This is a genomic window from Candidatus Berkiella cookevillensis (genome assembly GCF_001431315.2).
GTDB classification, from domain to species: domain Bacteria; phylum Pseudomonadota; class Gammaproteobacteria; order Berkiellales; family Berkiellaceae; genus Berkiella_A; species Berkiella_A cookevillensis.
In genome coordinates this window covers 855,277-867,593 of the sequence record NZ_LKHV02000001.1, presented here as the reverse complement: position 1 = coordinate 867,593, position 12,317 = coordinate 855,277, and the positions used below count along the sequence as shown (strand labels likewise).

Here is a 12,317-nt window from a genome sequence, read left to right as displayed (position 1 = left end):
AAACACATTTTGAAGATTTTTTTCTTCAATGTGCCCTTTTTTCAGATAAAAGTGTTTCTTTAATGTGCAACTACACTATAATGGCCAGCGATGTTTTGATGTAAATACAAAGGTGCTATCAATGGGAAGCTCAGTTGTTTCTCCAAATATTAATACACAGTTATTAAATGACTTCCAAGTTGCATTTCAAAAAGATTTAGGGGAATTGATCGAGCTTTATTTAATAGATGCGCGTAAGAAATTTTCAAACTTACTTTCTGCCTTAGAAGCAAAGAATTTAGAAAATTTTACAGGGGCAGCAAGAGAGTTAAGACGCAGAAGTATAGATGTGGGCGCAATCTCTTTTTCACACAGCTGTTTAGCTTTAGAAATCTCAACCCAAGAAATGCGCTTAGAACACCTTAAAAAAATTGTATTTCAGTTAGAAATTCAGTTTAATGAGGTAGAAGAGGAACTACTACATATTAAAGCTGCACATGTCGCTAAAATTAAAAAACCATTTTAAATGCTGTTTTAAGGCATTTTTCATGAAACCTCAATTAAAACGTCGGTAGAAGAAAATAAAATTTTTACGAGAATCTATAAAGATTTACCTCGCACATTTTTATTGTTAACCTCTGTTCTTCTGTCCGTGTTAACAAGGAATCAAAATGGCTCAGCAGGAATCTATTATTTGCCAACAACGTGATAATGTTTTAATCATCGAATTCAATCGCGCCGAGAAGAAAAATGCATTGTCTCGAGCCATGTACCAATCCTTAACACAGGCACTCCTTGAAGCAGAACAACAAGATAGCATACATGCAGTCGTACTGAGTGGCAGCGAGACCTGCTTTACCGCAGGCAATGATCTATCCGATTTTATCGACGCAAAATCTATGCATGATCTTGAACCAGTTTTAAATTTATTAATGCTATTGCCTAGATTTAAAAAACCACTCATTGCAGCCGTGAATGGTCTCGCAATTGGCATTGGTACTACCCTACTCCTACATTGTGATATGGTGATTGCCGATCACAGCAGTCAATTTCAATTACCCTTTATTAATTTAGCTGCCTGCCCAGAAGCTGCTAGCAGTTTTCTTTTACCTCGATTAGTAGGCCATGTAAAGGCAAGTGAATTGCTCATGCTAGGCGAGAGATTTGATGCACAAACTGCATTGCAACTTAAGATCATTAATGAAATTGCACCCATTCATTCTGCGCTCACGATCGCACTTGAGAAAGCCAATAAAATAGCAAGCAAATCGCCTAAAGCCATACAATTAACCAAAGCACTGCTCAAAAAACCTATATTAGAAGAAGTCTCTTCTGTTACTGCTTATGAGGCAAAGTCCTTTTTTGAATGTTTGCAATCTAAAGAAGCACAACTTGCATTGCAAGCTTTTTTCAAACAATAAAGTATTCTCCATCCATCAATAATATGGTGTAAGGATTTTCAAAATGACAGTTGTAATTTCCGGTACAGGACTTTTTACACCCACTCAGGTGATCACAAACCAAGAATTAGTGGATTCCTTTAATTCCTACGTCGATGATTTTAATCAGAGCAATAAAGATAAAATTACCAGTGGCGAAATTCAAGCTTTAGAGCCTTCCTCTGCTGGCTTTATTGAAAAAGCTTCCGGTATTAAGCAACGTTATGTCATCGATAAGAAAGGCATTCTCGATCCCACTCGTATGCGTCCCTTTATTGCGACAAGAGCGCCAGAAGAACCCTCTTTGCAATGTGAGATGGCATTGAAGGCAATTAATCAAGCACTTGATGTTGCGCAGATAAACCCACAAGAGGTTGATGGCATTATTGTAGCATGTTCTAATTTTCAACGCGCTTATCCCGCCATTTCAATTGAAATTGCCCATTTCCTACAATCTGCTGCTTTTGGCTTTGATATGAATGTAGCATGCTCTTCTGCTACTTTTGGAATAGCAACGGCAACAGCCATGATCGAAGCAAAACAAGCGAAAACCATTATAGTGGTTAATCCTGAGATTTGTTCTGGACATTTAAATTTTAGAGACAGAGAATCGCATTTTATTTTTGGGGATGCTTGCACCGCATTAGTATTGCAAGAAAAATCCCTTGCAAAAGTACCACATTTTCAAATTATCGATACTAAACTAACAACCAGCTATTCGAACAATATTCGCAACAACCAAGGCTTTTTGACACATACAGAAGTTGCAACGCAAGAAGCAATTCCTCATCATTTGTTCATGCAACAAGGGCGAAAAGTATTTAAAGAGGTCATTCCATTGGTATGTGAACATCTGCTATCACACTGCAATAGTAATCACATTCAACTCGAGGATATAAAGCGTCTTTGGTTGCACCAAGCCAATCGTAGCATGAATGAATTGATTACTAAAAAAGTCTTAAACAAAGAGCTCAATGAACTTGATGCTCCTATTATCTTAGATACTTTTGCAAATACCAGTTCAGCAGGTAGCATCATTTGCTTTCACCAACATCATCATGATTTTATAGAAAATGAAATCGGTATTATTTGCTCATTTGGTGCAGGCTATTCAATTGGTAGTGTCTTAGTGCGTAAATTTAATTAATTTTCGAGTAAAAAATGAATTTATATCTTAGATTGATTTGGTTGTTATTGCGCTTCCCTTTTATGCAAAAACCCGCAGATCCACTAGAGTCCACACAATTAGATATGCGCGTGTGGCCAAACGATCTTGATTTAAATATGCATATGAATAATGGCCGTTATTTAACGGTTATGGATCTCGGCCGTTTGCATTTAACTTTTGTAAATGGCCTACTCGGTGCTTGTCTAAAACGTGGCTGGCTACCAGTCTTAGGGAGCGCTAAAATTCATTATTTAAAACCCTTAAACCTATTCCAAAAATACAAGCTTGAATCTAAAGTCATCTATTGGGATGAAAAATGGATTTATATGGAACAACATTTTTTTAAAGAAGATGTGCTCTGTGCAACTGCACTGCTGAAAGCACTTTTTGTGGGAAAAGAAGGCAAAATTCCTTCTCAACAATTAATCGATCTCATGGGGAAAGAAATTGCCTGCCCACCAGCACCTGAGGTACTTAAACGCTGGATTGAATGCGAAAAGCGAGATGAAATTTGATAGCATATGTAAACATTTGATTAATAATGATTTATCTTTAAATTGCGCTAAAGAATTGATTTGACTATTCTATATTAAAATATTGAAAAGTCTTGACTATTCGACATTTTAATATAGAATAGTCAGTATGGAAAGAATTCAATCATCGGCTATTCTTAAAGACCTAAAACGCAAAATGGTCTTAATCACAGGTCCTAGGCAAGTGGGCAAAACCTTTTTGGCTAAACAACTCGCAAAATCATATCAATATCCGGTATATCTCAATTTTGACAATTTACAAGATAGAAATATCATTCATGATCAAGCTTGGCTATTCAATACGGATTTATTAATACTCGATGAAATACATAAAATGCCAAACTGGAAAAATTATTTAAAAGGAATTTATGATACTAAAGCAGAATCAATGCATCTTCTTGTTACAGGTAGCGCTAGATTAGAAATCTTCAATCATATTGGAGATTCATTAGCAGGCCGTTACTTTCTGCATAGACTTATGCCACTCTCTTGCGCAGAATTAAAACAATTAAACAAATCTTATAATATAAATGATCTAATAGATAAAAGTGGTTTTCCAGAACCTTATTTAATCAATGATTTAATTGAAGTTAATCGCTGGCGCTTACAATATGTAAATAGTTTACTAGCAACAGATGTTTTTGATTTTAATAAAATACAAAATATACAAGCAATTAGAACATTATTTGAGCTATTAAAAACTAAAGTAGGTTCTCCAATTTCTTATCAATCACTTGCCGAAGATATTGCTATTTCTCCCATTACTGTTAAAAAATATATAGAGATTCTCGAAGCATTATATATTATTTTTCGTATAACACCCTTCTCAAAAAATATTGCACGAAGTTTATTAAAAGAACCTAAAATATATTTTTTCGACTCAGGATTAATCAAGAAAAATGAAGGTGCACAATTAGAAAATATTGTTGCAGTTTCCCTCTTAAAACATGTCTTTGCGAAGATTGATTATCAAGCAGAAAACTATGCATTACATTATTTGCGGACAAAGGACAAGGAAGAAGTTGATTTTGCTCTAATCAAAGATGAAACCGTACAACAAATCATTGAGGTCAAATCATCAGACAAAGAACTTTCAAAACCTTTATACACATTTCATAAAAAATATAATTTCCCCGCTACGCAACTTGTAAAAAATATTCGCATTGAGAAAATGATTGACAATATCAAGGTTCAAAGAGCAGAAAATTTTTTAACAGAATTAATTTTATAAGTTTAGGTGTGACACAGTGGTCGCCTCCTACACAAAATTTATAGTGCCATACCATCATTTCTTTCAAAAAAATCTATGAGGCAATCACAGACTCTATGCTTGCTCGCCCCTCTCCTAGTTTAGGAGAGGATGGCTGAAAGTCGAGTGAGGCGTTATACAAATTAAAAAAAGCTCGCTCACTAAGTACCGTGAAACACGTCTTAGCTCAATTTTAGAGGGCAATTATCTTTAAGTTGAAGCCTATGAACCTTCGCTTGCATGACAGGCTCAGTTCAAGTCACAGGATCTAATATTAATTGCTCGATCAAATAAGCCAATTTCTTTTCACAAGACAATACTTTTGCCTCCATTTCTGGCGTTTTGTTATATTTACCAGCAACTCTTACAATGATACCAAGCAATATGTAGTCTAGATCCAATTCTCTGGCAAGTGCTGCTTCAGGCATACCAGTCATACCCACAACATGACACCCATCTTGTGCTAATTTCTTAACTTCAGCAATGGTCTCAAATCGAGGCCCTTGTGTGATGCCATAAGTTGCATGCTGATGAAGCTCCAAATCTAATTCATGCGCTTTTTTAATAATTTTTTGGCGCAGAATCTCGCTATAAGGCTCAGCAAAATCAACTTGAGCAATATGATCTTCTCCAAAGAAAGTATTATCCCGACCATAGGTGTAATCAATCAATTGATCAGGTAAAACTAAATCACCAGAATTATATTGTTCTGTAATGCCTGCGATTGCCGCAGTAGCGATAATAGTTTGCACGCCAGCATCACGCAAAGCCCAGATATTTGCTCTAAAATTGATTTTATGGGGCGCCATCGGCGTTTCTGTATCACGCCGAGGCAAGAACACTACTTCTTTGTCGCCACCCAACATACCATAATTCAATGGTGCAGAAGGCTCACCATAAGGTGTGCTTACAGTGGTTGAATGGGTTATAGCAAAATTTTCGAGTGTAATAAAACGCGAACCACCAATAATAGCTACTTTATTCATCTTCCCCACTCACCGCATAAATCCCCGGTGCGTTTCTTAAATAACGCTTGTAATCCATGCCATATCCATATACAAATTTATCTTCTACTTTAACGCCCGTAAAGTCTGCTTTTTGCACAGCATCTTTATGTCTTGTTACTTCTTTTTCAACTAATACAGCGGTTTTAACAAGGCTAGCTTTAGCGTCATAACAATATTTCACAATACCTGCGAGCGTTAAACCACCATCTAAAATATCATCTACCACTAAAACCACACGGCCTTCCAAAGAAGCACGTGGCTTTACAACCCATTCCAAGTTCTGACCTGTAAAGGCATCACCATATCGTGTCGCATGAACATAATCAACTTGTAGTGGAAAATCTAATCGTGTTAAAAGCATGCCTGTTGGGATAATTCCACCAACCATAACACACAATACAATTGGATTTGAATCATGCAATTCTGTAGAGATTTCAGATGCCATGCGATCCAGCGCAAGATCAACTGCTTGCGCGGAATGAAGCTCTGTTGCTCTCTTTGCAACTGCTTTAATATGATTCGGATCTAATATTTGTGACATTGTACTTCAACCTTACATTTAACTAAAATGTGTAACGATTCAATTATCTAAAACTTAAAATTACTGCAGCGTGTCCCAACTGCCGATCTGCTCCAAGGCATTCCTAGCTTCTTTCCATTCAGTATGCTGATGCAGCTTTTCCCATGGAATCATTGTCTTTGGATCAGACAGTAATCTCTCTCTTCTTTCCACTACTTTTGGATCAAATGAAGCCGTGATGCTTGATAGTATTTTTTCTGCCTGCGGTCGATTATTACAAATTAAAATATAATCTGAACCCGCACTGAGTGCTAATTTAGCGCACATCACAGGATCGCCTAACTCTTTTGTGGCATCCATATTCAAATCATCACAAATAATTGCCCCATTAAATTTCAATTTGTCTCTTAATATCGTTTGCAACCAATACGGTGAGAAAGTAGCAGGTAATTTTTCTATTTTAGGGAATATCAAATGGCCTGTCATAATCGAAGCAATCCCATGCTTAATCAAATGAGCAAAGGGTAATAAGTCATCTGTAATCTCAGAAAAATCACGTAAATCTACAGGCAAAGATAAATGGGAATCTGCTGTAACTTTTCCATGCCCAGGAAAATGCTTACCACAGGCTTGCATACCTGCCAACAACATACCATCTACATAATGACTTGCAAGCAAGTTAACGATTGCAGGATCAGAGTGAATAGCCCTTGTTTTTACAACAGGATTTAAATCTGTTGCCAAATCAAGTACAGGTGCAAAACTTAAATCAACCCCTAAACTTCTGAGTTCCATAGCCATTAATTGGCCAATTTGTTTTACGACTTTCAGCACAGATTCTGCATTCAATTGCTGCTCATCAAACAATCGTCCCAAGCTTTGCATAGGCGGTAATTTGGTCAATCCCGTAACAAAGCGCTGTACTCTCCCCCCTTCTTGATCAACCGTAATAAAACAACGTGGGCGAATCATTCGTATATGTTTGATAAGATCCATTACTTGTTCTGGGTTATCATAATTTCGTGCAAATAAAATAATCCCTCCCAAGCTTGGATGCTTGAGTAGTTCAATATCATCTTGTGTGAGGGTTTGCCCAGCCACATCTGCAATCACGGGACCAATCTGCATTTCCATTTAATCACTAACCTCTTATTAGTACGGTTGTTCCCACGGGCACATCGCTATACAATTCTAAGATGTCATTATTGTGCATATTGATACATCCTTTTGAACTGGGCACGCCCATCACTTTAGTGTCTGGACTGCCATGTATATAAATGTAACGTTTCATTGTGTCACAGTTTCCAAATCGATTTTTGCCAACCTCTAGACCAGATAGCCAGAGTATACGCGTCAATATCCAATCTCTGCCAGGGTAAGCAGAAGAAAAGTCGGGTGAATAAATTTCTCCTGAGGGCCTACGCCTTACAAAAACAGAGTTAATCGGCTGATTATCGCCAATTTTAGCTCGGATAATATGCCATCCACGCGGAGTTTTTTCACTCCCCATTTCTTCACCAACGCCATTTTTAGCAGTTGAAATCAAATATTTTTTTGTTATTTTACTATCTTTGAAATGATATAGAGCTTGTGTCTCAACATCAACCAATAGCGCATGTGCTACCATGTACTGCCTCAAAATCAATGTGATTTGTTTAACTTACGATTACTGTTTATATTTATGCTTCTATAATACAAGGAGTCTCAAAGATGTATCAGTATAACAGTAAAAATCGATTAAATTCGGCTATTTATTCAGGGTTATTTTTAGCTACTTTAGCACTTACAGGCACGTCTTATGCAGCAATGCCTGTGTCTCAGATCGTATTTAGCAATGAAACACCCATTGCTCTAAACACATCTATTGCTGGTATACCAGGATATGGTATTGAAGCAAATACCAGCAAACCTGTGGGCTTTGAAAAAGTAACTATGGGCTGCTTCTGGGGTGGTAATATGCAAAACTGTGGCATCAGTTTTACAAACAAAGCAAACGGCCAGCCTGTAGCTACAGTTTATATTAATGCAAACACCGCAACTTTAACGCAAGCACCCGTGTTTCATGGCGACTATGCTGCTAAATATGAAGTGATGGGTTGGGAAACATCGCCTGTTACGCATATCACGATTAAAGAAAAAGCTTAATGCACATCCCTAGTTTGTTCCTAGGCGTTGTTAGCTTCACGTCACTCATAAAACAGTCATGTATTATTCATACACTCCTGTTATTCGGACGCTTGCTGCCTAGCCTAGAAACAAATTAGTCGAGCATTTTTCTGTTTTTTTTGTTTCTGGTGAGGTTGGGTAAACATTACTTCAAAAAAAAAGCTCCCGAAGGAGCTTTTTTTGAAGATTGATTACTGATTTTTAATTATTCAGCAAAGGCTTCCTCTTGCATAACACGTGATGACGCATGAGCAACCGCTTCTTCACGCACAGCAGGCATTTCAACTTTACGTTTCGCAATACCTTCTAACCAAGATTGTAATTCGTCACATTGACGTTGTGCAATCTTAGGATCTTTAAAGGTATGAGTTAGTAAAAACATACCTTGCATTCCAGAAAGAGTATGCAATGCATGATTTGCTGCACGGGGTTCTTCTACGCCCAAAGCTCTGAACTGTTCTTCAGACCATTTCAACACGTCATACAATAATTTTGCTGCAAGATCAGACAACGCACCACCTTGCTTACCAAGTTCTTGGCATAAACCACCTACTGGGCAACCAAAGCGAGCTGTAATTTCTAAATCTTCCAAACCATATCGAACCATAGACACTAATCGAGCTAATGGATCAGAAATTTCTGACCAAGAAGCAAGTCTTTCAGACCATTCAGCAGCGCGTTTTTCAATAACAGCGATACCAATGGCTTCTTTTGTCTTAAAGTAATAATAAACATTGCCTAAGGGCACATCCGCTTCCTGAGCAATATCCGCGAGGGTTGTCAGGTTAAAGCCTTGTTGATGAATGAGCACCTTAGCAGCTTCGATAAGTCTTATTCGTTTATCTGTTTTCCGTGGCATAACGTCTACAATCCATTTCTCCAGTGGAGCATTACTTCGTGAACAAAAGATAAGATTCTCGTTAACAACAATTCACCTTTATCTTTAGTTCACATACTCCAGACTTAAACAACTTATGATCAATGCATAACCACCAACCATAACCCCTTTTTATCGAGTAATTTACTAACTCAACAATTATACAAAATCGTAGCGAAATTGAACACCTAAAATATTAGCATTGCTCTTATAATCTGCGGTTAAGTGCGCAGCAGATATTGGAACACCGCTGATAGCATGAGGGCCGTTGTCTTCTAAGTGTGCATTCTTGAAGAACAAGTGCGCATAACCAACATCAAAGCGCCATTGTGGATTCAAGGTATATGCTGCACCAAGGCCTAACCACCAACGATCTTCATCTGGCAATCTTGCAATACGATGCTCATCTCTTGTAGGTGATTCATCAAAGGCACCGCCTACTCTAAAACTCCAATGATGATCATAATTGTAAATTAAGCCCAACGCGATACGAATAGTGTCTTTGAAGAGTAAGTTGGTATTGGTATCAATACCTTGATTACCTGGCCCACCCGCAACAGGAGGACTAAAACGTAATCCTAAAACATCTGTACGGCTCCAGTTTGTCCAATGCACATCACTGGTTAATGCAAATTCATCATTAAACTGATGATATAAACTGAAAATTAAAGATTCGGGCAGTGCAACTTGTGTTTGAACTGTACGAACGCTGAATACATTAATTGGAGCACCTGCGGGTTGTGAAACAATTTCACTATCACCCTCTGCATGTAAATTAATCTTAGATCTGTAGCTTAACCCAAGTCTTGTCGAAGGCATAACTTGCCATAAAACGCCCGCATGGAAGCCAAAAGCCCAACCTTCTGCAGAATTATGCTGGTAACCATCTGGTATTAAACCATTCGCACCAATTACAGCTTGCAAGTCAGCTTTGCCCCATAAAGCATCAACACCTGCGCCAATCGACATGCAAGGCAATACTTGATAGGCCAAACTGGTGCCAAAATTCCAGGCTTGCAATTTAGATTTGGTTGCTACATAACGAGCAATACTGTCATCATCATATTCAGTTGTTAAACCAAAAGGAACGTTGACATCAAAGCCAAGCACCCAACGATCGCTAAAACGCGTTGCTACGTGAAAAGATGGTACTGCAACAGGGCTTGCTGCATCATCATTTGAGCCTGTAGCGGGGACATTAGGGATAGAACTATTTGCATTTCTAGCGTCATAATCAAAAGAACCCAGGATGCCAACAACAGAGCCTACAATTTGTGTACCCTTGATGTGTGATAAACCTGCAGCATTCCAAAAACCAGTGGAGGCATCTTCAGCAAGTGCAGCTGTACCACTATAAGCTAAACCTAATTGAGATGCGTTTTGCTCTTGAATTTGAAAGCCAGCAGCAAAAACTTGGCTGGATAAACATGAAATGACCAAACTTGAAGTTAAGATCCTTAAGCCGGACTTAATCGTTCTGGATTTAAAGGGTATTGCTTCCCATTTCCTTGCCACTGTTATCACTCCCTCAGGTATGCACGTTAACGTTAATTTTGAAATTTAACTTATAAAGGTATTTCTAGTAACCTACTTTACCGAGTTACTAGGCTGTTGTGAATGCTTTGAGTTAAAAAAATTAATTTCAAGATCTTTTTTAAACTTTTTTTGACAAAATAATACGATGCCTTTGATGATTAGACGCTTAAATTTAAATGAATTTTATCTGAAATTTAAGGTAACTTAGAGCCATAAGAAAAATGATATACCCTTTTGCTTATGATGATGTTGTTTACTTTCTAACTTTAAAAGCTAAGAAACAAACCAAATCTGATCTATGCTTGTACCATAATGTGGGTCAGTTAAGAAATGAACAAAGTGAATGATTATCTTCCCTTGGAATCAACTACGGTATGCATACATTTTATTTAAGCTCAGTAATGGTTTTTTCTATACAATCAATTTAATTGCAGCCAAGCCACACAGGAACCAATTCATTCGTAGGGGCGGGTCTCTGTGCCCGCCCTTTTTTCATCCGCATTTAAACGGGCCGGCACAACGGCCGGCCCCTACATCAGAAGATCTCATAAACATTTTAATGTATAAAAGTACATGAGGATTGCGAGAGAGCGAAGACAACACTCCAGAAACGCCATGTGCGAAGACTACAAGATTTCAAAGATACCAGCAGCCCCCATACCCGTCCCAATACACATCGTTACCATACCATAGCGCTGATTACGTTTACGCATACCATGTATAAGCTTGGTTGACAAAACAGCACCTGTTGCCCCTAATGGATGCCCCATCGCAATGGCTCCCCCGACTGGATTGACACGATTCATATCAATGTCTAAATCTTTTATCACGGCTAAACTTTGCGCAGCAAATGCTTCATTGAGCTCTATCCACTCAATTTGGTTCAAGCTTAGGCCACTGGCTTTCAATGCTTTAGGAATGGCTGCAACAGGCCCAATTCCCATATATTCTGGCAAAACACCCGCCACTGAAAAGCTCATTAAACGCGCTAAAGGTTGTAAATCATGCTTCGTTAGATACTTTTCACTCACTAATAATAATGCACTCGCACCATCACTCATTTGTGAAGTATTACCTGCTGTTACACTACCATTTTGCGCAAACACAGGACGCAATTTTGACAAAACTTCAAGGCTAGTATCCATACGAGGACCTTGATCAATACGCACATCTTCTCTAATAATAGGATTTGTTTGATTTTTTAAATTGGGGAAAGCCTTTTCAGTTGAAATTGCCGCTATTTGATCTACGAATTCACCCTTTTTAATAGCTGCGATTGCCTTTTGATGACTAGCATAAGCAAATTCATCTTGTGCTTCACGGCTGATTTCCCATTTTTTAGCTACATTTTCAGCGGTAATCCCCATCCCAAATGAAAGTGCCACATACTCTTCATCATTTTCAAAGTATTTTGGATTTGCACTAAAGTGATGCCCGCCCATAGGCACCATGCTCATGCTTTCAACACCACCTGCAATCATCACATCCGCTTCACCTAATGCAATTTTGTCACGCGCTAACGCAATGGCTTGTAAGCCAGAAGAGCAAAAACGATTAATAGTCATAGCGGGGACACAAATAGGCAAGCCTGCGAGCAAGGTGGCAATACGTGCGACATTCATGCCCTGCTCCGCTTCAGGCATTGCACAACCAACAATAACGTCTTCTATTTCTTCTGGTGCAATTTGCGGATTCAAAGAAACAATTTCGTGTAATACGACACTCAGCAAATCATCTGGGCGTGTAAAGGCAAATGCGCCTTTGGCTTTGCCAATCGGTGTTCTAATAGCAGATACAATGTAAACATCTTGTATTTGACGCGTCATTACTTTATCTCCATTCA

At 38.2% G+C, this 12,317-nt stretch carries 13 protein-coding genes; 6 read left to right on the top strand and 7 right to left on the bottom strand.

All coding sequences use genetic code 11. The features are described 5' to 3' along the window. The first annotated feature begins 121 nt into the window (after positions 1–121). From CC99x_RS03855 to CC99x_RS03835, 5 genes are all read left to right on the top strand, one after another. Positions 122–505 carry a hypothetical protein gene (locus CC99x_RS03855; RefSeq protein ID WP_057625240.1) on the top strand — a complete coding sequence of 128 codons (384 nt, stop codon included), beginning with the start codon at positions 122–124 and terminating at the stop codon, positions 503–505. Between the two features lie 145 nt (positions 506–650). After that, positions 651–1,400, top strand: coding sequence for an enoyl-CoA hydratase-related protein (locus CC99x_RS03850; protein ID WP_057625241.1), 750 nt, complete (start codon positions 651–653; stop codon positions 1,398–1,400). 43 nt (positions 1,401–1,443) lie between these two features. Next, complete coding sequence (locus tag CC99x_RS03845; protein ID WP_057625242.1) at positions 1,444–2,565, top strand: beta-ketoacyl-ACP synthase III; 1,122 nt, start codon at positions 1,444–1,446, stop codon at positions 2,563–2,565. 14 nt (positions 2,566–2,579) lie between these two features. Continuing rightward, complete coding sequence (locus CC99x_RS03840) at positions 2,580–3,101, top strand: thioesterase family protein (RefSeq protein ID WP_057625243.1); 522 nt, start codon at positions 2,580–2,582, stop codon at positions 3,099–3,101. Between the two features lie 127 nt (positions 3,102–3,228). Continuing rightward, positions 3,229–4,350: an ATP-binding protein gene (locus CC99x_RS03835; protein ID WP_057625244.1), complete on the top strand. Its 1,122-nt coding sequence runs from the start codon at positions 3,229–3,231 to the stop codon at positions 4,348–4,350. A 272-nt stretch (positions 4,351–4,622) separates the two neighbouring features. On the opposite strand, the gene CC99x_RS03830 is transcribed toward CC99x_RS03835, so the two are convergent. From CC99x_RS03830 to CC99x_RS03815, 4 genes are all read right to left on the bottom strand, one after another. Then, positions 4,623–5,354 (bottom strand): S-methyl-5'-thioinosine phosphorylase, encoded by a 732-nt coding sequence (locus CC99x_RS03830; protein ID WP_057625245.1) that lies wholly within the window; start codon positions 5,352–5,354, stop codon positions 4,623–4,625. Continuing rightward, complete coding sequence (locus CC99x_RS03825; protein ID WP_102134521.1) at positions 5,347–5,907, bottom strand: hypoxanthine-guanine phosphoribosyltransferase; 561 nt, start codon at positions 5,905–5,907, stop codon at positions 5,347–5,349. The genes CC99x_RS03830 and CC99x_RS03825 overlap by 8 nt, the downstream gene beginning before the upstream one ends. A gap of 69 nt (positions 5,908–5,976) precedes the next feature. Further along, entirely contained in the window at positions 5,977–7,029 is a 1,053-nt protein-coding gene (gene nagZ, locus CC99x_RS03820; protein WP_057625247.1) for a beta-N-acetylhexosaminidase, read from the bottom strand. Between the two features lie 7 nt (positions 7,030–7,036). Next, positions 7,037–7,522: a L,D-transpeptidase gene (locus CC99x_RS03815; RefSeq protein ID WP_057625248.1), complete on the bottom strand. Its 486-nt coding sequence runs from the start codon at positions 7,520–7,522 to the stop codon at positions 7,037–7,039. A gap of 83 nt (positions 7,523–7,605) precedes the next feature. Between CC99x_RS03815 and CC99x_RS03810 the strand changes: the two genes are divergently transcribed. After that, a complete protein-coding gene (locus CC99x_RS03810; protein WP_057625249.1) occupies positions 7,606–8,040 on the top strand; it encodes a hypothetical protein in 435 nt (144 codons plus the stop codon). A gap of 226 nt (positions 8,041–8,266) precedes the next feature. Here the strand turns inward: CC99x_RS03810 and CC99x_RS03805 are convergent, their stop codons facing one another. From CC99x_RS03805 to CC99x_RS03795, 3 genes are all read right to left on the bottom strand, one after another. Continuing rightward, positions 8,267–8,920 carry a TetR/AcrR family transcriptional regulator gene (locus CC99x_RS03805; protein WP_057625250.1) on the bottom strand — a complete coding sequence of 218 codons (654 nt, stop codon included), beginning with the start codon at positions 8,918–8,920 and terminating at the stop codon, positions 8,267–8,269. A gap of 177 nt (positions 8,921–9,097) precedes the next feature. Beyond that, the gene (locus CC99x_RS03800) at positions 9,098–10,453 is read right to left on the bottom strand and encodes an outer membrane protein transport protein (RefSeq protein WP_158003231.1); all 1,356 of its coding nucleotides are present in this window, start codon (positions 10,451–10,453) and stop codon (positions 9,098–9,100) included. A 647-nt stretch (positions 10,454–11,100) separates the two neighbouring features. Beyond that, on the bottom strand, positions 11,101–12,300 hold the full coding sequence (locus CC99x_RS03795) for an acetyl-CoA C-acyltransferase (protein ID WP_057625266.1): 1,200 nt from the start codon (positions 12,298–12,300) through the stop codon (positions 11,101–11,103). Positions 12,301–12,317: the final 17 nt, after the last annotated feature.

Bases quoted from the DNA above. Each gene is read 5' to 3' on its own strand.
- CC99x_RS03855 (WP_057625240.1), top strand. From the start codon at position 122: ATGGGAAGCTCAGTTGTTTCTCCAAATATTAATACACAGTTATTAAAT.
- CC99x_RS03850 (WP_057625241.1), top strand. From the start codon at position 651: ATGGCTCAGCAGGAATCTATTATTTGCCAACAACGTGATAATGTTTTA.
- CC99x_RS03845 (WP_057625242.1), top strand. From the start codon at position 1,444: ATGACAGTTGTAATTTCCGGTACAGGACTTTTTACACCCACTCAGGTG.
- CC99x_RS03840 (WP_057625243.1), top strand. From the start codon at position 2,580: ATGAATTTATATCTTAGATTGATTTGGTTGTTATTGCGCTTCCCTTTT.
- CC99x_RS03835 (WP_057625244.1), top strand. From the start codon at position 3,229: ATGGAAAGAATTCAATCATCGGCTATTCTTAAAGACCTAAAACGCAAA.
- CC99x_RS03830 (WP_057625245.1), bottom strand. From the start codon at position 5,354: ATGAATAAAGTAGCTATTATTGGTGGTTCGCGTTTTATTACACTCGAA.
- nagZ (WP_057625247.1), bottom strand. From the start codon at position 7,029: ATGGAAATGCAGATTGGTCCCGTGATTGCAGATGTGGCTGGGCAAACC.
- CC99x_RS03815 (WP_057625248.1), bottom strand. From the start codon at position 7,522: ATGGTAGCACATGCGCTATTGGTTGATGTTGAGACACAAGCTCTATAT.
- CC99x_RS03810 (WP_057625249.1), top strand. From the start codon at position 7,606: ATGTATCAGTATAACAGTAAAAATCGATTAAATTCGGCTATTTATTCA.
- CC99x_RS03805 (WP_057625250.1), bottom strand. From the start codon at position 8,920: ATGCCACGGAAAACAGATAAACGAATAAGACTTATCGAAGCTGCTAAG.
- CC99x_RS03795 (WP_057625266.1), bottom strand. From the start codon at position 12,300: ATGACGCGTCAAATACAAGATGTTTACATTGTATCTGCTATTAGAACA.